Genomic DNA, 20,826 nt, shown 5'->3' with positions numbered 1-20,826 from the left:
TTCCCTTAGGGGTGCGGGGGGAACGACGGAGGCGCTTGCGAAGTACGGGGATGCCGACGGGGCTTCAGGGCGCTGTCATGCCTTGGTGCCGCCGGCCGTCAGCCCGGAGACCAGGCTGCGCTGCACCAGCAGGAAGACGAGGGTCGCCGGAATGGTGATGATGATCGCCGTGGCCGAGGTCCACGCCCAGTCGGGGCGCTGGTCCTGCGCGAAGGTGCGGATGCCGACGGCGAGCGTGTAGTGGTCGGACTGCATGAACTGCGTGGCGTACGCGACCTCGCCCCAGGCGGTGAGGAAGCTGTAGAACGCGGTCACGGCGAGACCGGGCCTGGCCAGCGGCACGATCAGCCGCCAGAACGTGCCGAACGGCGTGAGGCCGTCGACTCGGCCCGCCTCGTCTATCTCCTTGGGGATCGTGTCGAAGTACCCCTTCATCATCCAGGCGCAGAACGGCACCGCCGTCGTCGCGTACGCCAGGATCAGGCCGAGGTAGTTGTCCAGCAGATCCAGATTGGACATAAGGAGATAGAGCGGCACGATCAGCACGATACTGGGGAACATCTGAGTGACCAGGAACGTCCACATCAGCTGCCTGCTGCCCGGGAACCTCATCCGGGACACCGCGTAACCGGCGGTTGCCGCAAGGAATACGCCGAGTGCGGTGGTGCCGCCCGCCACGATCACCGTGTTCAGGAACCACTTCGGCAGATCCGAATGACTCAGCACGTCACTGTAGTTGTGGAAGCTGAGGTTCTTCAGCACCTGGCCCGGCTCCTGCCAGGCGTTCTTCGGGCCGAGTGAGATGAAGAGGATCCACACCACCGGGAAGGCCGCGATCACCGTGGCCACGATCAGGGTGCCGTGCAGGGCGATCGAGGAGCCCAGACTGCGGTGTTCGCGGCCGCGCACCTTGCGCGGGGCGGCGGTGTCCGAGCGGCGGGCGGCCGTCGGAGCGGCCGCGGCGGCGGAGGAGTTCTCGTGGGTTGCTGCGGTCATGGCGATGGCTCCTTACGCCTGCTCGGACTTCAGGGTGTTGCGGCGGTAGAAGGTCGAGAAGGCCAGCAGGAGGGCGAGGATGATGATCCCGTACGTCGCCGCGCCCGCGTAGTCCGAGACACCGGTGAACGCCTTGCGGAAGGCGAAGGTGACAAGGATGTCGGCGTCGCCGCTCGTGTTGTTGCCCAGCAGCAGATAGATGATGTTGAACATGTTGAACGTCCAGATGCAGCCCAGCAGGATGATCGTGTTGGTCACCGGACGCAGACCCGGCAGGGTGACGTTCACGAACCGCTGCCAGGGGGAGGCGCCGTCCATCTCGGAGGCCTCGTACAGCTCCTTGGGGATGGACTGGAGTCCGCCGAGGATCGCGACCATGTTGAAGGGGATGCCGACCCAGACGTTCACCATGATCACGGCGACCTTCTGGGCGAGCGGGGTGCCGAGCCAGTCCTGGGCCGGCAGGCCGAACGCCGTGATGATCTCGTTGAAGACGCCGTACTGCGAGTTGAGCATCAGCCGCCAGGCGAAGACGCTGATGAACGACGGGACGGCCCAGGGCAGGATCAGCAGCGCGCGGTAGAAGCCGCGCAGGCGCATCTTGCGGTTGAGCAGCACCGCGAGGCCCATGCCGAGGCCGACCATCAGTGACACGCCGACCACGGTCCAGGTGATCGTCCACCACAGGCGCGGGTAGAAGTCGCTGTCCGCGCCGGACAGTACGTGCCAGTAGTTGTCCAGGCCGACGAACTTGTACGTGGCCGGGCGGTGGAAGGCGCCGATGGTCGCGGAGACGTTCGACTCGTTGGCGTCGGTCAGCGACTGGTAGAAGCCGTAACCGAGCGGATACAGGACGAGGACGGCCAGGACGATGGCGACCGGGGTCACCATGGCCCAGGCGTACCAGTACTTGTCCCAGGACCGCCTGAGCGCCGAAACGCGTGGGGGGCGCGCGGCGTTCTTGCCGGGCGCTGGCTGATCGGTGTTCTCGGTGCTCGCTGCGGTCGTCATCCTCATCGGCTCTTTCGCGGCGGAAGTCTGGTGGATCCCGGGGCCGGGGGGCCTGACCGGCCCGGTGGATCGGGTGGATCTGGTCGAACCGGTGGTTCCGCAGCCCCGGGGAGCCCCTTCGGGGCGGCAGCGGGGTGTTCGTTCCCCGGGGCTGCGTGTTCTTCGGTTACCGGTTGGCTACTGGGTGCTGTGTCAGCCGATGGAGTAGCCGGGCAGGAGCTTCTGGAACTCCGTGGCGGTCTTGTCGAGGCCGTCCTTGACCGACTCGCTGCCCTGGAGGATCTTCACGTAGTTCTGCGCGAGCGGGGTGAAGAGCGAGCCGACCTGCGGGAGTGCGACGCGCGGGCGGGCGGTCTGCTCCAGGATCGGCTTGAAGCCGGCGATCTTGGCGTTCGACGTCACCTCGGACGTGTAGGCCGACTTGCGGGTCGGCAGCGTGCCCGTGGCCTTGGCGATCGTGACCTGGCTCTCGGTCGACGTCATGAACTGCGTGAACAGGTAGCTCGCGTCCAGGTTCTTGGAGCCCTGGTAGACCGTCAGGTCGTGACCGCCGGTCGGGGCCTGGGCCTTGCCGCCCGCACCGGCCGGGACGGCCGCGTAGCCGAGGTTGTCCTCGTTGCCCTTGAACACCTTGCCCGTCAGGTCGTCACTGACCGACCAGGGGCCCTGGACCAGCATGGCGACCTTGCCGTTCTTGAAGGCCGTCTGCATGTTCTGGTAGGCGTTCGCGAAGTCGACCTTCATCGACGCCTCGTCCTGGATCTTCTTCGCCGTGGTCAGCGCGGTGACAGCGGCGTCGTCACTGATGGTGATCTTCTTGGACGACGTGTCGGCCATGTCCGCGCCGTTGCTGTAGAGCAGCGGGAGCAGGAAGTAGGAGTCGGGGTTGAGGTAGGTGCCGTACGCCCCGGTCTTCTTCTTGATGGTCTTGGAGTCGGCGATGAAGTCGTCCCACGTGGTGGGCGGCGTGTCGATGCCGGCCTTCTTGAGCAGCTCCTTGTTGTAGAGCAGGCCCAGGGTGTCGGTGACGGACGGGACGCCGTACGTCTTGCCGTTGTACTTGGTGGTGTTCATCGGCGTCGTGTTGAAGTCCGAGGTGTCCTTCAGCGCGGTGGTGCCGTCGAGCGGGGCGATGTAACCGAGCGAGGCGTACTCCGGGATCAGGCCCACGTCGGTGCGCACGACGTCCGGCGCGCCCTTGCCGCTCTTCGCGGCGGACTTGAACTTCTGCTCGACGTCGGTGAACGGGATGCTCTGGTAGTTCACCTTGATCTTCGGGTACTTGGCCTCGAACTGCTTGATCAGGGCCTTGTACGTCGGAGCCTCGGTCGCCGCGTCCGAAGTGTCCCAGTACGTGATCGTCCCGGAAATGTCCTTGGCGGCCTTCGGCTTGCTCGACGAATTGTCGTCGGAACCACCGCAGGCGGTCGCGGTCAGCGCGATGACAGTCACCGCGGCGGCGATCGATATGCCACGTCGCATATGAGCTCCTAGAAGAGGGTTGCCCGGATCATCCCTTGGGAGACCGCGGGTGCCGTCTGTCCCAATCGACGGCCGCCCGGGCGCTGGAGGAAAGTAACAGCGCTGCAAGTCCTTGCGAAAGGCGTTGCAAGGAAGTTTCTGCAAGAACCTGCAAGCGTGACGTTCCCGTTACCGGCCGATGTCCCGCGGACCGCGCGTGTAGGTACGCAGGGCGACGCCGACCACCCGTTCCAGGGGGAAGTAACCGATCTCCCGTGAGTCCACGCTCTCCGCGAGGTTGTCGCCGAGCACGACCACCGCGCCGGGCGGTACGGCGCCGGTGCCGAGGCGGCCCCGCACGGCGGCCGGGACGGGCTCGCCGGGGAGGGCGGCCAGCCGCTTGATCATCAGATGCCGGGAGCGCTCGGGCCACGACCAGCTCTTCCAGTCCTCGCCCGGGTTCGGCTTCTCGACCACGACGATCTGCCCGGAGCGCAGCCGCCGTGCCCGTACCCGCCGGCCGATCAGGACGTCCCCGGCGGACAGCGTGGGCCGCATGCTGACGCCCTTCACCGTGATCACCAGCGTGCGGCGGCGGACGTAGAGCACCGCGCCGGCCGCGGCGAGCGCGCAGAGGGCGACGATCACCGTACGTACCCCGCGGCCTGGCGGCGGAAGAGCCCCGCGTACCGGCCGTCCGCCGCGAGCAGCTCCGCGTGCCCGCCCCGCTCGGCGACCACGCCGCCTTGCAGGACCACGATCAGGTCGGCCTCGCGCGCGCTGCCGAGCCGGTGCGAGATCAGCAGGCTGGTACGGCCCCGGCGGTGGCGCCGGATCGCCTCGTGGACCTCGTGCTCGGCCTCCGGGTCGAGGCCCGACGTCGGCTCGTCGAGGATCAGCAGATCGGGGTCGTCGCGCAGGAAGGCACGTGCCAGGGCGACCCGCTGCCACTGCCCGCCGGACAGCTCGACGCCGTCCTCCTCGCCGAAGGCACGGGTCAGCTGCGTGTCGTAGCCGCGGGGGAGCGCGGCCAGCGTGCCGTGGACACCCGCGGCCCGGGCGGCCTCGGCGACCCGGCCGGCGTTGTCGAGCTGCCCGAGCGCGATGTTCTCGGCGGCCGTCATGTCGTACCGCACGAAGTCCTGGAACACCGCTCCGATACGGCGACGGAGTTCCGCCGGGTCGAACTGCCGGATGTCGGTGCCGTCCCACAGGACGCTGCCACGCGTCGGGTCGTAGAACCGGCACAGCAGCTTGACCAGCGTGCTCTTGCCCGCGCCGTTGTCGCCGACCAGGGCGAGCGTGCCGCCGTACGGGATGGTCAGGCTCACCCCGCGCAGCACCCAGTCGTGCTGCTCGGAGTAGCGGAACCAGACGTCGCGCAGTTCGATGCCGCGGCTCAGCGCCCCGGCCGGGCGGGCCGGGCCGAGCGCCGGCAGGTCCGGGGGTGCCGTGGTCACGTCGAGGTAGTGGGCGAAGAGCAGCAGATGCTGGTGGGCCACGGCCGCCGAGGCCGCGATGCCGGTCAGACCGCCCTGTACCGCGGCGATCGCCGAGGTCAGCACGGCCAGGTCGCCGACGGTCAGCGTCCCGTGCGCGGCGGCGTGCACGCCCCACACCAGGCTGCCGGCCGCGATGCCCGCCGACACGGCCGCCGGCAGCCCCTGCGCGGCGGCGGTCCGCAGTTCCATACGGCGGCGGGTGGCGTTGATGGCCGTACGGTCCCGCCGCATCCGCTCGCGCAGATGACCGCCGGTGCCGAACAGCCGGATCTCCTTCGCCGCCTGCACACTGCCCAGCAGATGCGCGTAGAAGGACTCCCGGCGCTCCAGCGGCGTGGTGTGCAGCGTGGCCTCGGACCAGGCGCGGGCGAGCCGCAGCTCGGCGGCCAGCGCGGGCAGCGCGCCGAGCAGCACGGCCACCGCGAGCCACGGGCCGAGCAGCCACAGCGACGCCACGAACCCCGCGACGGTGACCGCCGACTGCGCCAGCGCCACCGCCGCGCCCACCACCTGCACCGGAGTGTCCTGCCCGCACTGCTCCGCCAGCCGCAGCCGGTCCAGCTCGGCCGGGTTCTCGAAACGGGCCAGCCCGGCGAAGGAGTTGACCCGGGCATAGAGCCGGTCCTGCGCCAATAGGCCCACCCGGCGGCCGAGTTCACCGCACAGCAGCCGGTCGACATGGGGCAGTACGGCGGCGCCCACCCCGACGGCGGCCAGCAACGCCGCCGGAACCCCCACGGCCGGGGCCGCCCGGTGCGCGCCGGCCAGCCGGTCCAGCACCTCGCGGGTCAGCCAGGCGGCCGCGACGGGCAGCGCCGCCGTGAGCAGCGCGGCCAGCACGATCCCCAGCAGCGGGAGCGGCGCGGCCCGCAGGGCCAGCCCGAGCACGGCCCGCACGGCGGCCGCTCGCTTGCTCGCCCGGCGGCCGGAGTCCGCTGCTTCGGGCCCGCTTGCCCGACTGCCGCGGCCCGCCGCCCTCCGCCGCCTCATACCGCCACCGGCAGCGCAAGCTCCCGCAAATCCCGTGCCAGTGCGGTCAGTTCACCCATCGCGCCCACCCGGCACACCACCGGATACGCGTTCACGCCGAAGGCCGCCTCGACCGTGCGGGCCTGGTCCCCGGTCACCACCGTGGCCACCGCGGACAGCAGGTCCGCGTACTCCTCGGAGCCCTCATTGCCGGGGACGACGACCGCGAGGACCTCCTCGGACGGCCGACGGCTGCGGGCGAGGGTCTCGACGAAGTGCGGCAGCAGCTCCGCGCAGGGGCCGCAGCCCGGCGCGAAGAACGCGGCCACCGTGCCCTCCGTCAGCGTGCGGTCGGAAATCTCCCGGCCGTCTTCCGTCCGTATATGGAATTCCTCCAGAGCCGTCCCGACACTGTCCGCATCCGTCACCGGAAAGGGCGCGGCAGGCGTACTCCGCTTTTCCGACCGGAGTCTGCGGATCACGCCGTACGACAGCGTCAGATTCAGCAGACCCAGGGCGATCGCGAATATCACGGCGGCGGCGAGAACCGACATGGAAACTCTCCTAACTCTGCAGCGCGAAAAGGTCGATGACATCGTCGAGACGGACCACCAGGCTCGCCGCGACCGCGCCGGTCAGCACGGCAAGGAGCACACCGCCCGCCGCCACGGAGCCCGGCCCCGTCGTGGCGAGACCCGTCACCGCCACGGCGACGAGCACCCCGTTGCGGGCGAGATGGCGTACCCCGAAGGGAGTCGCCGCAGCGCCGAAACACGGGCAGGATGCCTGCGTACCCCGCCTCAGGACCAGGGCGATCGCCCCGGTGAACACCGCGAGCAGCAGCACGGCGAGCCCCATCCCGGCCGCGGTCACGGCGGGCACCGCGAGCAGCACCGCCACCGCCGCCTCCGTGCCGGCCACCGCCGCGGCCGCCGGCCGCACCCACCCGCCGGGCATGACCCGCATCGCGCCAAGACCCGCCGCGAACTCCCCGAAAGCCTTCCGCCCGCGCAGTTTCCCGGACGCCGACGCGGCGAAAACGACCCCGACGAACACACGGCACACCACCGCCGTGTACACCATCGCGTTCCCCCTTTTAGTGAACGGATTTCCGGCGAACGACCGGGAAGCCTAAGCGCCGGATATACAGAGGACATACACGCGCTTCGAAACGACCTCTGTATGAGCCCCCCGTAATGTCCTCGGCAATTCGGCCGCGACGGGCGGCCGATGGGGAAAGGAGAACGCCGTGCGGCAGCTTCAGCGGCTCGCGGACGCCGTCGTGAACAGGCTCGCGCCCAGGGTCGAGGCGGACGCCACCTGGTGGACCGACACCAAGTGCGCCAACGCCTGTACCACCTATCCGGCCTACAAGGCCAAGTACACCCGCCAGTGCTGGGACAGCACCGGAGCCTGCACGAGCTGGACCAACACCGGCAACTGCTGCAGCTCCTGACGACCGACAGATCCAGCCGGGTGCAGTACGACGCCCCGCCCCGTACTCGGGGGCGGGGCGTCACGCCGTCGGGCTCGGGGCCGTGCCCCCGGTCAACTCCTCGTACAGCAGCCGTAGTCCACGATCCGGTGCGATGCCCAGCTCCGTCCGGTACACCGCCGACGCGGTCCGGTACGCCTCAGACACCTCGCCCAGCTCCCCGAGCCGGTGATGCGCCCGCATCCGCAGCGCCCAGCTCCGGCCGCGCAGCGGCTCCGTGGCCAGCAGACCGGTCAGGTCGCGTAACGCGGCCCGCGGTTCGCTCAGCCGCAGATGCGCCTCGGCCAGGTCCTCCACGACCCGCATCCGCTCCTCGTCGAGATGCCCCAGCGCGCCGACCAGCGGACCGTGCCGCGGTATGCCGACCGCCGCGCGGTCACCGTCCCACAGGGTGAGCGCGGAGCCGAGCAGCCGGGTCGCCCGGTCCGCGTCGCCGGTGAGGAGCGCGGTCCGGCCCGCCGCCGAGGCGTCGAGGAAACGCAGGTGGTCGCAGGAGCCGTCGGGCGTGTTCAGGGTGTAGCCCCCGTCGTGGCCGGCCAGTTGACCGGCGTCGGCCAGCGCGGCACGCAACGCGCTGACGTGCGTCCGGATGTTGGCGACCGCCGACCGCGGCGGTTCGCCGTCCCACAGGACCTCCTGCAGCGAGTCGAGAGAAACGGTGCGGCCGGGCTGCAGCAGCAAGGTCACCAGCAGCGCCCTCGGCTTGACCCCTCTGATGCCGGTCGCTCCGTCGTGCAGCCGTACCCGTCCGAGCAGATGGAATCCCGTCGTCAACAGAGTCCCCCTCAGGGTGATGATGTGGAGCGTGTGACGGGCGAACGGGCCGCGTCAAGAGAGTCGTTGGAAGTTCTTACGACATCTTGCTGAAATCTGATGACGCGGTATACGTTCCCGCAACACCGGGCTCGTTGAGCGTGCAAAGGTTTCAGGCCGTACGACCGCCCGGCGCATCCGTGATTCCCCCCACCCGCACAACGAAGTGCAGGAGCACACATGGCCAGAAAGACTCTGGCCGCCACGGTCGCCCTCGCGGCGGGCATGGCGGTCTCGCTGACCGTTCCCACCGGCGTGGCCGAGGCGTCCCCGCCCGGCACCAAGGACGTCACCGCCGTCCTCTTCGAGTGGAACTTCGCCTCGGTCGCCAAGGAGTGCACCAACACCCTCGGCCCGGCCGGCTACGGCTACGTCCAGGTCTCGCCGCCCGCCGAGCACATACAGGGCTCGCAGTGGTGGACGTCGTACCAGCCCGTCAGCTACAAGATCGCGGGCAGGCTCGGTGACGCAACGGCCTTCCAGAACATGGTCAGCACGTGTCACGCGGCGGGCGTGAAGGTCGTCGTGGACTCGGTGATCAACCACATGTCGGCGGGCAGCGGCACCGGCACCGGCGGCTCGACGTACACGAAGTACAACTACCCGGGGCTGTACTCGTCGTACGACATGGACGACTGCACGTCCACGGTCAGCGACTACACGAACCGCGCCAACGTACAGAACTGCGAACTGGTCGGGCTCGCCGACCTGGACACCGGCGAGGAGTACGTCCGCGCCACGATCGCCGGCTACCTCAACACCCTGCTCGGCTACGGCGTCGACGGCTTCCGCATCGACGCGGCCAAGCACATACCGGCGACGGACCTGGCGAACATCAAGTCCCGCCTGAGCAACTCCTCCGTGTACTGGAAGCAGGAGGTCATCTACGGCTCGGGCGAGGCCGTCCAGCCCACGGAGTACACGGGCAACGGCGACGTCCAGGAGTTCCGGTACGCCTATGACCTCAAGCGCGTCTTCAACAACGAGAACCTCGCCTATCTGAAGAACTACGGCGAGGGCTGGGGGTACATGAGCAGCTCGGTCGCGGGTGTCTTCGTCGACAACCACGACACCGAGCGCAACGGCTCCACCCTCAATTACAAGGACGGGGCGAACTACACCCTCGCCAACGTCTTCATGCTGGCCTACCCCTACGGCGCCCCGGACATCAACTCCGGCTACGAGTGGTCCGACACGGACGCCGGACCGCCCAACGGCGGTACGGTCAACGCCTGCTGGCAGGACGGCTGGAAGTGTCAGCACGCCTGGCCGGAGATCAAGTCCATGGTCGCCTTCCGCAACGCGACGAGGGGCCAGTCCCTCACCAACTGGTGGGACGACGGCAACGACGCGATCGCCTTCGGCCGGGGCAGCAAGGGCTACGTGGCCATCAACCACGAATCGAGCACGCTGACCCGGACGTACGACACCTCGCTGGCGGCGGGGACGTACTGCAACGTCCAGAACAGCACCACGGTGACGGTGAACTCCAGTGGGCAGTTCACCGCCACCTTGGGCTCCAACACGGCGCTGGCGATCTACGCCGGGAAGTCGAGCTGCTGAGCCGGGATCACCGGGCTCACCGAGCTCACTTCCAGGTGTCGCTCGCCGTGTAGCCGCTCGATGTGCCGGTCGTGTACGAGCGGTTGGTGCCGGACTCCCACGTCACGTTCCCGGAGCTGTCCTTCTTGATGTACTTGTACGCGAAGGTCGTGCTCTTGGGGACGATGACGAGCTTGCTCCAGGTCGGGTACGACGCCGACGACAGCGGGATCGCGTCGCTCGTGTTCCACGAGCCGAGCGACGCGACGGAGCCGACGACGTAGACGTTGGTGCCCCAGTCGGTGGTCGCGTACTCGTTGAAGGTGACGTCGGTGGCGTCGGCGTTGGCCACGTTCCAGGAGCTGTTGAGCGAGACCGCCGAACTCGCGGTGGTCGTCGATCTGTTGGCGTTCGACTCCCAGGTCACGTTTCCGGACGAGTCCTTCTTGATGTACTTGTAGGTGAAGGACGTGTTGATCGGGACGCTCACCTCGCCCGACCAGATCGGGTACCCGGACGACGAGAGCGCGATCGCCTTCGACGTGTCCCAGGAGCCCAGCGCGGAGATCGAGCCGACGACGTAGACGTTCGTGCCGGTCGTGGTGGACGCGTACTCGTTGAAGGTCGCCGACACGGTGGAGGTGTCGCCGCCGCTGCTGCCGCCGCCCGTGTCGTCGCAGCCCACCGTGCAGGTGTACGACGCGTTGTAGAAGGCGACCGCGCCCTTCGCCGGGACGGTGATGCTCGCGCTGCCGCCGGAGACGGTGACCGTGCTCGCGCCGCCGTCGATCACGTTGGAGTACGTGCCGTCGGCCATGCCCGTGGCGAAGGTGTACGTGGCCGCGCTGGAGCCGTTGTTGACGGCGAAGTAGCCCGCGCCGCTGCGGCCGAAGCCGATCACGCTGGAGGACTTGGTGGACCAGTTGGAGACGGCCGCGCTGCCGGTGGCGTTGTGCCAGGCGACCATGCCGACGACGCCGGTGTCGCGGTCGAGGCAGTACCAGGCACCGCTGGTGCACTCGGTGTCGGTGACGAAGCCGCTGGAGTTCGGCGGGGCCTGGTCGCTCTGGCTGAACTCCCAGCCGGCGTAGATGGTCGGGGTCGACCACTTGTAGGCGAGCTGGAAGAGGTTGGCGAGCTTGTAGCTGTCGCCGTCCTTGTAGCTCATGTGCAGGCCGTTGCGCTCGGTGTCGTGGTTGGTCACGAAGGACACCGAGTTGGCGGCGGGCAGGATGCCGGAGGAGGACAGGGACTCCAGGTCGGAGACGTTGCCCTGGAACGCCGACTTCATCTTGCTGGCGTAGGTGAAGTCGAGGACGTCACCGGAGGCGTAGTAGTCGGAGGCCGCGGGGGTGGAGCCCGGGTAGATCTCCTGGAAGACGTACGGGTCGGCGCCGGACGTCGTGTCGTTCAGCTTGGCCTCGATGGCCGCCATGTCGGTCTCGGGAATGTGCTTGGCCGCGTCCACGCGGAAGCCGTCGACGCCGAGCGCGATCTGCTTGTTGAGGAAGCCCGCGATCCCGGAGCGGACGTTGTCCTCCTCGGTCTCCAGGTCCGGCAGGCCGAGCAGTTCGCAGTTCTGGACCTCGGAGAGGTTCGAGTAGTCGTCGATGATCAGGTCCGAGTCGGAGCAGTCGTCCGACTGGTGGTAGTCGCCCGGGTCCCAGTCCGGGGTGTCGTACTTGTTGGTGATCGTGGTGCCGTTGTAGCCGGTGCCGGTCTGCGCGGCGGTGTGGTTGATGACCGCGTCGGTGTACACCTTCACGCCGGCCGTGTGGCACGCGCTGACCATGCTCGCGAACTTGGCCGCCGTCCCGAAACGGCTGTTCAGGTTGTACGAGTACGGCTGGTAGACGTCCCACCAGTAGTAGTTGGACTGCTTGAGGGACTCGGCGGGCGGGGCGACCTGCACCGCGCCGTAGCCGGCCGGGCCGAGCACGTTGGTGCACTCGGAGGCGATGGAGTCCCAGTTCCACTCCCACAGGTTGGCGATCACGTCACCGGAGGTGGTCGTGTCGGCCTGTGCGGGGGTGGCGGGGAGAGCGATGGCTCCGGCGAGCGCGAGGGCGCCCGCGGCAGTGGCGGTCGCGGCGCGCCGGAGGACACCGGGGGGTCGGCGTCTGGTCATGTGCGGCTCCCAAGAGAGGGGTTGGGGATTCAACAACTCGTGAGACTGGGGGAGTTGAGAGAGGCACGTCAAGGTCGGCGTTGAAAGTTCTTGCTGTGAATTGCAAGCCTCTTGCTGTAAAGCTTGCGTTAGCGATACGGTCGCGCCGGCGCCCGGCACCGTGGCCGTGCTCGGCCTGGGGCGACGCCAGTGGGGCGATACCAAATGAGCCGTAATCGCTAGGAGTTCAGGCCTGTGATACCGAGATGGCCGGCGCCCTGGGTGCGCCGTACCGCCCGCCGTACCGCGCAGCGCAGACGGGTCGCGGCCGTCGCCGTGGCCGCCCTCGCGGCAGCGTTCCTTCAGCCGGTCGCGGCGCGGGCCGACACCCCGCCCGCGCCCCCGTCCGACGCGAAACTCGCCGCCGAGCCGTCCCGGCACGACGACACCCGCGAGCAGTTCTACTTCGTGATGCCGGACCGTTTCGCCAACGGCGACACGTCCAACGACGAGGGCGGCCTCACCGGCTCACGCCTGTCGACCGGCTACGACCCCACCGACAAGGGCTTCTATCAGGGCGGCGACCTCAAGGGCCTGACCAAGAAGCTCGACTACATCAAGGGCCTCGGCACCACCTCCATCTGGATGGCGCCGATCTTCAAGAACCAGCCCGTGCAGGGCACCGGCAAGGACGCCTCGGCCGGCTACCACGGTTACTGGATCACCGACTTCACCCAGGTCGACCCGCACTTCGGCACCAACAAGGACCTTCAGACGCTGATCTCCAAGGCCCACGCCAAGGGCATGAAGGTCTTCTTCGACGTCATCACCAACCACACGGCCGATGTCGTCGACTACGAGGAGAAGTCCTACGACTACCTCTCCAAGGGTGCCTTCCCGTATCTGACCAAGGACGGCGTGCCCTTCGACGACGCGGACTACGCGGCCGGCACCACCGCGTTCCCGTCCGTGGACGCCGACTCCTTCCCGCGTACGCCGACCGTGACGGCCGCGAAGAAGAACGCCAAGGTCCCGTCGTGGCTCAACGACACGACGATGTACCACAACCACGGCGACTCCACCTACGCAGGCGAGTCCACCACCTACGGCGACTTCTCCGGGCTCGACGACCTGTGGACCGAGCGTCCCGAGGTCGTCTCCGGCATGGAGAAGATCTACGAGAAGTGGGTCAGGGACTTCGACATCGACGGCTTCCGGATCGACACCGTGAAGCACGTGAACATGGAGTTCTGGACGCAGTGGGCCACCGCCCTGGACGCGTACGCCGCTCAGCACGGCCGGAAGAACTTCTTCATGTTCGGCGAGGTCTACTCCGCCGACACGTCGATCACTTCGCCGTACGTCACCCAGGGCCGTCTCGACGCCACGCTGGACTTCCCCTTCCAGGACGCGGCCCGCTCGTACGCCTCCCAGGGCGGCAGCGCGCAGAAGCTCGCCTCGGTCTTCGCCGACGACTACAAGTACACGACGGACAAGGCCAACGCGTACGAGCAGGTCACCTTCCTCGGCAACCATGACATGGGCCGTATCGGGTACTTCCTGAACCAGGACAACCCGAAGGCGACCGACGCCCAGCTGCTGAAGAAGGACCAGCTCGCCAACGAGCTGATGTTCCTCAGCCGTGGCAATCCCGTCGTCTACTACGGCGACGAGCAGGGCTTCACCGGTTCGGGCGGTGACAAGGACGCCCGCCAGACGATGTTCGCCTCGAAGGTCGCCGACTACCTCGACGACGACGAGATCGGCACCGACCGCACGCACGCGAGCGACGCCTACGACACGAGTGCACCGCTCTACGAGCAGATCAGTGCTCTCTCCAAGCTCCGCAAGGACAACCCGGCCCTCGCGGACGGCGTCCAGACGGAGCGGTACGCGGCGGACGGCGCGGGCGTGTACGCCTTCTCCCGTACCGACGCGAAGACCGGAGTCGAGTACGTCGTCGCGGTGAACAACGCCGACGAGGCGAAGACGGCGACGTTCGCGACCGGTTCGGCGGACATGACGTTCCGGGGCATCTACGGGACCTCGTCCACCGTCAAGAGTGACGCCGACAAGAAGGTCACGGTCACCGTCCCGGCCGGTTCGTCGATCGTCCTCAAGGCCGCGGGCAGGCTCGGCGCCCCCGCCGCGAAGCCGTCGCTGACCCTCAAGGCTCCGGCCGAGGGCGCCACCGGCACCGTGGAACTGAGCGCCGACGTCGACGGCGGTCAGCTCAACCGCATCGTCTTCGCCGCCCAGGTCGGCAACGGCAAGTGGCAGACGCTCGGCTCCGCCGACCACGCCCCGTACAAGGTCACCCAGGCGATCGGTGCGGACGTACCCGCCGGAACCGCCTTGCGCTACAAGGCTGTTGTGATCGACTCGGCCGGGCGCACGGCGAGCGCGACGGCCACCTCGGTCACCGGTACCCCGCCCGTCGCGGAGATCCCGACGGCCTCCTCGCGCGACTACGCGATCGTGCACTACAAGCGCACCGACGGCGACTACACCGACTGGCGGCTGTACGCCTGGGGCGACCTCGCCGACGGTGAGTCGACGACCTGGCCCGCGGGCCACGACTTCATCGGCCGCGATGCCTACGGGGCCTTCGCCTACGTGAAGTTGAAGGCGGGCGCCTCCAGTGTGGGCTTCCTCGTCATCGACAAGGACGGCAACAAGGACGTCTCCGCCGACCGCACGATCGACGTCACCAAGACGGGCGAGGTCTGGGTCGAGCAGGGCAAGGAAGCCGTCCTCACCGAGAAGCCGACGGCCGACTACCCGGCGCAGGACAAGACGAAGGCGGTCATCCACTACCACCGTGCCGACGGCGACTACACCGGCTGGGGGCTGCACGTCTGGACGGGCGCCGCGACGCCCACGGACTGGTCGAAGCCCCTGGAGCCGGTGAAGACTGACGCCTATGGCGCTGTCTTCGAGGTGCCGCTCACCGAGGGTGCCACCAGCCTCAGTTACATCATGCACAAGGGCGACGACAAGGACCTCTCCACCGACCAGTCGCTGGACCTCACGGCCAACGGCTACGAGGTGTGGCTGGTGAACGGCCAGGAGAAGTACCTGCTCCCGCAGCCCGCCGGCAGCGCGGCCGCGCTCGACCTGACCACCTCCAAGGCGGTCTGGATCGACAAGGACACGGTCGCCTGGAACGGCTCCGACGCGGCGGTCTCCACCCAGCTGCTGTACTCGCGCGACGGCTCGATCGCGGTGAAGGACGGGACGCTGACCAGCGACGACGAGCGCTGGCTCCGGCTCACCAAGACCGCCCTCACCGACGCCCAGAAGGCCAAGTTCCCGCACCTGTTGGACTACACGGCCTGGTCCGTCGACCCGCGTGACCGGGACCGGGTGAAGGAGGCTCTGAACGGTCAGACCGTCGCCTCGCAACGGGCCGCCAACGGTGCGGTGCTGGCGGCGACGGGCGTCCAGATCGCCGGCGTACTCGACGATCTGTACGACGCGACGAAGGCGGACCTGGGGCCGACCTTCCGCAACGGCCGTCCCACGCTTGCCGTGTGGGCGCCGACCGCGCAGAGCGTCTCCCTGGACCTGGACGGCTCCACGGTCGCCATGAGACGGAACGGCACCACCGGCGTCTGGTCCGTCACCGGCGACAAGTCCTGGACGGGCAAGCCGTACCGGTACGTGGTGAAGGTGTGGGCGCCGACCGTACAGAAGGTCGTCACCAACAAGGTCACCGACCCGTACTCGGTGGCCCTGACCGCCGACTCGGAGCGCAGTCTGATCGTCGACCTGGACGCCAAGTCCCTCTCCCCGAGCGGCTGGTCGTCCCTGAAGAAGCCGAAGGCCGTGGCGCTGAAGGACGCCCAGATCCAGGAGCTGCACATCCGGGACTTCTCGGTGGAGGACAAGACGGCCAAGGCGGCCGACCGGGGTACGTACCTCGCCTTCACCGACAAGGACAGCGACGGCTCGAAGCACCTGAAGGCGCTGGCCAAGTCCGGTACCTCGTATGTGCATCTGCTGCCCGCGTTCGACATCGCGACGATCCCCGAGAAGAAGACCGACCAGGCGACCACCGACTGCGACCTCGCCTCGTACGCGGCCGACTCCGAGAAGCAGCAGGAGTGCGTGGCGAAGATCGCCGCGAAGGACGCGTACAACTGGGGCTACGACCCGTACCACTACACGGTGCCGGAAGGCTCGTACGCGACCGACCCGGACGGTACCGGGCGCACGGTCGAGTTCCGCAAGATGGTCAAGTCGCTGAACGAGGACGGCCTCAGGGTCGTCATGGACGTGGTCTACAACCACACCGCCGCCAGCGGGCAGGCCGACACGAGCGTGCTGGACAAGGTCGTCCCCGGCTACTACCAGCGGCTTCTCGCCGACGGCTCGGTGGCCACCTCCACCTGCTGTGCGAACACGGCGACCGAGAACGCCATGATGGGCAAGCTGGTGGTGGACTCGATCGTCACCTGGGCCAAGGAGTACAAGGTCGACGGTTTCCGCTTCGACCTCATGGGCCACCACCCCAAGGCCAACATCCTGGCCGTACGCAAGGCCCTCGACGCGCTCACCCTGGAGAAGGACGGCGTCGACGGCAAGAAGATCATCCTGTACGGCGAGGGCTGGAACTTCGGTGAGGTCGCCGACGACGCCCGGTTTGTGCAGGCCACCCAGAAGAACATGGCGGGGACGGGCATCGCGACCTTCTCCGACCGTGCCCGTGACGCCGTACGCGGCGGCAGCCCCTTCGACTCCGACCCCGGAATCCAGGGCTTCGCGTCCGGCCTCTACACCGACCCCAACTCTTCTACGGCGAACGGCACTTCGGCCGAGCAGAAGGCCCGTCTGCTGCACTACCAGGACCTCATCAAGGTCGGCCTGACCGGCAACCTCGCGAAGTACCACTTCACGGACAGTGACGGCAAGGAGGTCAAGGGCTCCGAGGTCGACTACAACGGCCAGAGCGCCGGATACGCGGACGCGCCGGGTGACGCCCTCGCGTACGCCGACGCGCACGACAACGAGTCGCTGTACGACGCGCTCACCTACAAGCTGCCCGCGGCGACCAGCGCGGGCGACCGGGCCCGTATGCAGGTCCTGGCCATGGCGACGGCGACCCTCTCGCAGGGCCCGTCCCTCTCCCAGGCCGGCTCGGACCTGTTGCGCTCCAAGTCCCTCGACCGCAACTCGTACGACAGCGGCGACTGGTTCAACGCCATCCACTGGAACTGCCAGGACGGCAACGGCTTCGGGCGCGGACTGCCGATGGCGGCCGACAACGCCTCCAAGTGGCCCTACGCCACACCGCTGTTGACGTCCGTCAAGGTGGGCTGCGGCCAGATCGAGGGCACCTCGGCCGCGTACCAGGACCTGCAGAGGATCCGTACGACCGAGAACGTCTTCTCGCTCTCGACGGCCGACCAGGTGCAGTCGAAGCTCTCCTTCCCGCTGTCCGGGAAGGACGAGACGCCCGGGGTGATCACGATGGAGCTCGGCGATCTCGTCGTCGTCTTCAACGCGACGCCCGACAAGCAGGAGCAGACGGTCGGCGCCCTGGCCGGGACGGCGTACGCGCTGCATCCGGTGCAGGCGTCGGGCGCGGACTCCGTCGTCAAGACCTCGTCCTACGAGGCGGGCTCGGGCACGTTCGCCGTTCCGGCCCGCACGGTGGCGGTGTTCTCCCGGACCGCGCGCTAGCGCATGGGTGGGGCGGGGGCGGACCGGGTGACCCTGGTCCGCCCCCGCTGCCTGCGGGGGTGACAGCTTCGGGGGCGGCTAGGGTGATCGGGAGTTGCCTAGAACAGGAGTCCCCATGCCGCAGATCACCGTCGACTATTCCGACTCGCTCGACGACGCCTTCGACCGGCGGGGCTTCGCGCTCGCGTTGCACCCAGTGGTGGTCGAGACGGCGGCCGCGAAGATCGACGCGTGCAAGACGCGGTTCCGCGCGACCGAGGACAACGTGGTGGGGGCCGACGGGGAGGGCCACGCGATCGTGCATGTCACGCTCGCGCTGCTCGCCGGGCGGTCCGACGAGACCAAGGCGCAGCTCACCGAAGCCGTACTGGAGCTGCTGCCCAAGTACATCGAGGCCGCTGACGGGATCACTCTGCACGCCTCCGCCGAGGTGCGCGACCTCGACCCGTCCTACCGCAAGTCCGAGGCGTAGCCGCCGGGCGGCAGCGGCTGCGAGGTGCTATGCCTCCGGCGGTGTCGCCAGTGCGATCAGCCGGACGACGAGGTCGCTGAACGGCCCGTCGCCCGGCTCGCCCTGGAGCGCCCCGCGCAGCAGCTCGCTCACCTCCTCGTCGTGCGCGGCACTGACGGCGGCCAGCGCCGCGAAGTCGTGCACGAGCTGCGCCTCCAGCTCGCCACGCGGAATCCGCCGGCCCTCCAGCCAGATCAGCGCCGTCGACTCGACGAGCGAGATCCACGAGCGGATCACCAGCTCCAGCCGGGCAGGCGGATTCTCGATCTTCATATGCGACAGCATCTGGATGTACGCGGAGTGCCGTACCGCGTCGACGAGCGCGTTCGTCTTGGACGAGCCGACCGCGGGGCCGCCGCGCATCAACGCCGAGAAACCGGGACCGTGGTCGTCCACGAAGTCGAAGAACCGGCGCATGACCTGTAGCAGCCGTGACCCCAGCGAGCCCTCCTCGGGCACGACGAACCGCCCCGCGAGATCGTCCGACGCGCGCTGCAACGCCGCCTCGTACAGGCTGAGTTTGCCGGGGAAGTAGTGATAGACCAACGGCCGCGAGATGCCCGCGGCCGCGGCTATCTCGTCGATGGAGACCTCGTCGGGCGAGCGTCGGCTGAACAGTTCGAGGGCGACGCCGATCAACTGCTGTCGTCGCTCCTCGACACCCATCCTGCGGCGTACCCCGGTTGTCATGCGAACACCTTACCGATCGGATCCGGCCCGGAACGGGCCGGTCCGCCCGCGGTCGTTCACATGTCCAACACGATTCTCCCACCGCGCGTCCGCGATACACAGATCAGCATCGAGTCACCACGCTCCGTATCCGTCAGCAGTTCGTCCCGGTGCTCGATCTCCCCTTCCAGGACCCGCTGTTGGCAGGTTCCGCAGAACCCCTGCTCGCAGGAGTACAGGGTGTCGGGCAGTTCCGCGCGCACGGCGGCGAGGACGGTGGAGTCGGCGGCGACGGTCACCGTACGTCCGCTGCGGCGCAGTTCGACCTCGAAGGAGCCGTTGCCCTCGCTCGACGTGTGCGCGGCGAACCGCTCCAGATGGAGCGTCGCCCCGTCCGGCACGCGGGCCTCGACCGCTTCCATCAGCCCCTCCGGACCGCAGCAGTAGACCGCCGTGCCCTCGGGAAGGTCCGCCAGCAGTGCGTCGAGGTCCGGCCGCCCGTCCTCGTCCTCGGCGACGACGGTGACCTGGCCGCCCCGCAGCTTCTCGATCTCCTCCAGGAACGGCATCGACGCGCGCGTCCGTCCGCCGTACAGCAGCCGCCAGTCGGCGCGGTCCTGGACCGCCCGCAGCATCGGCAGGACCGGGGTGATCCCGATGCCGCCCACGACGAAGACGTACGCGGGTGCCGGTGCGAGGGCGAACCGGTTGCGCGGCCCGCGCACCTCGACCTCCATGCCCTCCCGGAGCCGCTCGTGCACCTCGCGCGACCCGCCCCGCCCGTCCTCGACCAGCCGTGTCGCGACGGTGTACGACGAGGTGTCCTCCGGGTCCCCGCAGAGCGAGTACTGCCGAACGAGCCCCGACGGCAGCACGAGATCGAGGTGGGCGCCGGGCTCCCAGCGTGGCAACTCGCCTCCCTCCAGGCGCAGTTGTACGACGCCGTCGGCGACCCGCTCATGCCGGGCGACCCGCAGCCGCAGCGCCCGGGAGCGCGGCCGGCCGGAGATCGGCTCCTCCAGGGCGGGCAGCGGCCACAGCGGAGAGGCCTCGATGCGGCGGCGCATCGCACGCTTGACGAGCAGGGCCGCACCGGCGACGGCGACGACGGTCCGCAGCCGGGGCATCACACGGCCCCCTTCTCCGCGGCGGAAGCCGCCGTCGCGGCCGGGGAGGAGGCGAGATAGGCGACGGCCTGCTCGGTGGAGCCCTCCTGGGAGGGGTGATAGCCGCGGCTGAGATAGCGGGGGATGGACTTGAGCATGTCCGGCGTCGACGGCAGCACGCCCCGCTTCCCGCTCACATAGAAGTCCTTGAAGCTCGCCCTGCCCGCCGCGAGGGTCGGATCGTTCTCCATGAAGAACCGCGCCCCGCGCTGCCACAGGAAGACGAGCGCCGTGAACGCGGTCGCCCAGGTCCGTGCGCGCCGCCGGTAGCTCCCGTCGACATGCATGAACAGCTCGAACGCCACGGACCGGTGCTCGACCTCCTCCGCGCCGTGCCAGCGCAGCAGGTCCAGCATGGTCGGATCGGCGCCACGCCGGTCCAACTCCTTTGCGTTCAGCACCCAGTTGCCGAGGAAGGCGGTGTAGTGCTCGATCGCCGCGATGATCGCGACCCGCTCCATCAGCCACCACTTGCGGGCCTTGCCCGGCGGCAGCGTGCGGTCGCCGAGCAGCTTCTCGAAGAGCCAGTCGACCTGGGCGGTGTACGGCGTCGGGTCGAGCCCCAGTTCCTTGAGATGCGGCAGCACCTCGTCGTGCGCCTGCGAGTGCATCGCCTCCTGCCCGATGAACCCGATGACGTCCTCGCGCAGCCGGTCGTCCCGGATGTGGGGCAGCACCTGCTTGTACACATGCACGAACCAGCGCTCACCGGCCGGCAGCAGCAGATGCAGCACATTGATGGTGTGCGTGGCGAACGGATCGCCCGGCACCCAGTGCAGCGGTGTGTCCTCCCAGGAGAACGACACCTTCCGCGCCTTGAGCGGTATCCGCTCGGTTTCGACGGGCCGGGGCAGCCGGGCCTGCTTGTTAGACATGCCGTCAATGTACTGACGGGTAAG

Annotated in this window: 16 protein-coding genes; 4 read left to right on the top strand and 12 right to left on the bottom strand. The window is 68.6% G+C overall.

The genetic code is table 11. The features are described 5' to 3' along the window. Positions 1–75: 75 nt before the first annotated feature. From OG975_RS13565 to OG975_RS13535, 7 genes are all read right to left on the bottom strand, one after another. Positions 76–996, bottom strand: a complete 921-nt coding sequence (locus OG975_RS13565; RefSeq protein WP_406329351.1) for a sugar ABC transporter permease — start codon at positions 994–996, stop codon at positions 76–78. 12 nt (positions 997–1,008) lie between these two features. Beyond that, positions 1,009–2,007: a carbohydrate ABC transporter permease gene (locus tag OG975_RS13560; RefSeq protein WP_406329350.1), complete on the bottom strand. Its 999-nt coding sequence runs from the start codon at positions 2,005–2,007 to the stop codon at positions 1,009–1,011. Positions 2,008–2,199: 192 nt separating this feature from the next. After that, positions 2,200–3,489, bottom strand: coding sequence for an extracellular solute-binding protein (locus tag OG975_RS13555; protein WP_406329349.1), 1,290 nt, complete (start codon positions 3,487–3,489; stop codon positions 2,200–2,202). A 168-nt stretch (positions 3,490–3,657) separates the two neighbouring features. After that, positions 3,658–4,116 (bottom strand): S26 family signal peptidase, encoded by a 459-nt coding sequence (locus OG975_RS13550; RefSeq protein WP_406329348.1) that lies wholly within the window; start codon positions 4,114–4,116, stop codon positions 3,658–3,660. Further along, positions 4,113–5,867: an ABC transporter ATP-binding protein gene (locus tag OG975_RS13545; protein WP_406329347.1), complete on the bottom strand. Its 1,755-nt coding sequence runs from the start codon at positions 5,865–5,867 to the stop codon at positions 4,113–4,115. Before OG975_RS13545 ends, OG975_RS13550 begins: the two co-directional genes overlap by 4 nt. An 89-nt stretch (positions 5,868–5,956) precedes the next feature. Next, complete coding sequence (locus OG975_RS13540) at positions 5,957–6,493, bottom strand: hypothetical protein (RefSeq protein ID WP_406329346.1); 537 nt, start codon at positions 6,491–6,493, stop codon at positions 5,957–5,959. 10 nt (positions 6,494–6,503) lie between these two features. Then, positions 6,504–7,022 (bottom strand): MauE/DoxX family redox-associated membrane protein, encoded by a 519-nt coding sequence (locus tag OG975_RS13535; protein WP_406329345.1) that lies wholly within the window; start codon positions 7,020–7,022, stop codon positions 6,504–6,506. Positions 7,023–7,188: 166 nt separating this feature from the next. Between OG975_RS13535 and OG975_RS13530 the strand changes: the two genes are divergently transcribed. Continuing rightward, on the top strand, positions 7,189–7,395 hold the full coding sequence (locus OG975_RS13530) for a hypothetical protein (RefSeq protein WP_406329344.1): 207 nt from the start codon (positions 7,189–7,191) through the stop codon (positions 7,393–7,395). A gap of 60 nt (positions 7,396–7,455) precedes the next feature. Here the strand turns inward: OG975_RS13530 and OG975_RS13525 are convergent, their stop codons facing one another. After that, on the bottom strand, positions 7,456–8,208 hold the full coding sequence (locus tag OG975_RS13525) for a BTAD domain-containing putative transcriptional regulator (RefSeq protein WP_406329343.1): 753 nt from the start codon (positions 8,206–8,208) through the stop codon (positions 7,456–7,458). Between the two features lie 219 nt (positions 8,209–8,427). Between OG975_RS13525 and OG975_RS13520 the strand changes: the two genes are divergently transcribed. Beyond that, positions 8,428–9,810, top strand: a complete 1,383-nt coding sequence (locus OG975_RS13520; protein WP_406329342.1) for an alpha-amylase family protein — start codon at positions 8,428–8,430, stop codon at positions 9,808–9,810. A 25-nt stretch (positions 9,811–9,835) separates the two neighbouring features. Here the strand turns inward: OG975_RS13520 and OG975_RS13515 are convergent, their stop codons facing one another. Further along, the gene (locus tag OG975_RS13515; protein ID WP_406329341.1) at positions 9,836–11,917 is read right to left on the bottom strand and encodes a carbohydrate-binding module family 20 domain-containing protein; all 2,082 of its coding nucleotides are present in this window, start codon (positions 11,915–11,917) and stop codon (positions 9,836–9,838) included. A gap of 234 nt (positions 11,918–12,151) precedes the next feature. Here OG975_RS13515 and pulA point away from each other — a divergent pair, with 234 nt between their 5' ends. Then, positions 12,152–17,581, top strand: coding sequence for a pullulanase-type alpha-1,6-glucosidase (gene pulA / locus OG975_RS13510; protein WP_406329340.1), 5,430 nt, complete (start codon positions 12,152–12,154; stop codon positions 17,579–17,581). Between the two features lie 115 nt (positions 17,582–17,696). After that, positions 17,697–18,053 carry a 5-carboxymethyl-2-hydroxymuconate Delta-isomerase gene (locus OG975_RS13505; protein ID WP_406329339.1) on the top strand — a complete coding sequence of 119 codons (357 nt, stop codon included), beginning with the start codon at positions 17,697–17,699 and terminating at the stop codon, positions 18,051–18,053. Positions 18,054–18,080: 27 nt separating this feature from the next. Here OG975_RS13505 and OG975_RS13500 read toward each other — a convergent pair whose 3' ends face one another. Genes OG975_RS13500 through OG975_RS13490 form a run of 3 tightly spaced genes read right to left on the bottom strand, consistent with a single transcriptional unit; the run spans position 18,081 to position 20,802 of the window. After that, complete coding sequence (locus tag OG975_RS13500; RefSeq protein ID WP_406329338.1) at positions 18,081–18,782, bottom strand: TetR/AcrR family transcriptional regulator; 702 nt, start codon at positions 18,780–18,782, stop codon at positions 18,081–18,083. A 56-nt stretch (positions 18,783–18,838) separates the two neighbouring features. Continuing rightward, a complete protein-coding gene (locus tag OG975_RS13495; protein WP_406329337.1) occupies positions 18,839–19,888 on the bottom strand; it encodes a PDR/VanB family oxidoreductase in 1,050 nt (349 codons plus the stop codon). After that, a complete protein-coding gene (locus OG975_RS13490; protein ID WP_406329336.1) occupies positions 19,888–20,802 on the bottom strand; it encodes a metal-dependent hydrolase in 915 nt (304 codons plus the stop codon). Before OG975_RS13490 ends, OG975_RS13495 begins: the two co-directional genes overlap by 1 nt. Positions 20,803–20,826: the final 24 nt, after the last annotated feature.

This window comes from Streptomyces sp. NBC_00203, assembly GCF_045206325.1.
GTDB classification, from domain to species: Bacteria; Actinomycetota; Actinomycetes; order Streptomycetales; family Streptomycetaceae; genus Streptomyces; species Streptomyces lutosisoli.
Note: the sequence above shows the minus strand (reverse complement) of the source record. Positions and strands in the feature narration are given on the sequence as shown.

Excerpts from the sequence above, each read along its gene's own strand:
- OG975_RS13565 (WP_406329351.1), bottom strand. The coding sequence starts at position 996 with ATGACCGCAGCAACCCACGAGAACTCCTCCGCCGCCGCGGCCGCTCCG.
- OG975_RS13560 (WP_406329350.1), bottom strand. The coding sequence starts at position 2,007 with ATGACGACCGCAGCGAGCACCGAGAACACCGATCAGCCAGCGCCCGGC.
- OG975_RS13555 (WP_406329349.1), bottom strand. The coding sequence starts at position 3,489 with ATGCGACGTGGCATATCGATCGCCGCCGCGGTGACTGTCATCGCGCTG.
- OG975_RS13540 (WP_406329346.1), bottom strand. The coding sequence starts at position 6,493 with ATGTCGGTTCTCGCCGCCGCCGTGATATTCGCGATCGCCCTGGGTCTG.
- OG975_RS13535 (WP_406329345.1), bottom strand. The coding sequence starts at position 7,022 with ATGGTGTACACGGCGGTGGTGTGCCGTGTGTTCGTCGGGGTCGTTTTC.
- OG975_RS13520 (WP_406329342.1), top strand. The coding sequence starts at position 8,428 with ATGGCCAGAAAGACTCTGGCCGCCACGGTCGCCCTCGCGGCGGGCATG.
- OG975_RS13515 (WP_406329341.1), bottom strand. The coding sequence starts at position 11,917 with ATGACCAGACGCCGACCCCCCGGTGTCCTCCGGCGCGCCGCGACCGCC.
- OG975_RS13505 (WP_406329339.1), top strand. The coding sequence starts at position 17,697 with ATGCCGCAGATCACCGTCGACTATTCCGACTCGCTCGACGACGCCTTC.
- OG975_RS13500 (WP_406329338.1), bottom strand. The coding sequence starts at position 18,782 with ATGACAACCGGGGTACGCCGCAGGATGGGTGTCGAGGAGCGACGACAG.
- OG975_RS13495 (WP_406329337.1), bottom strand. The coding sequence starts at position 19,888 with ATGCCCCGGCTGCGGACCGTCGTCGCCGTCGCCGGTGCGGCCCTGCTC.
- OG975_RS13490 (WP_406329336.1), bottom strand. The coding sequence starts at position 20,802 with ATGTCTAACAAGCAGGCCCGGCTGCCCCGGCCCGTCGAAACCGAGCGG.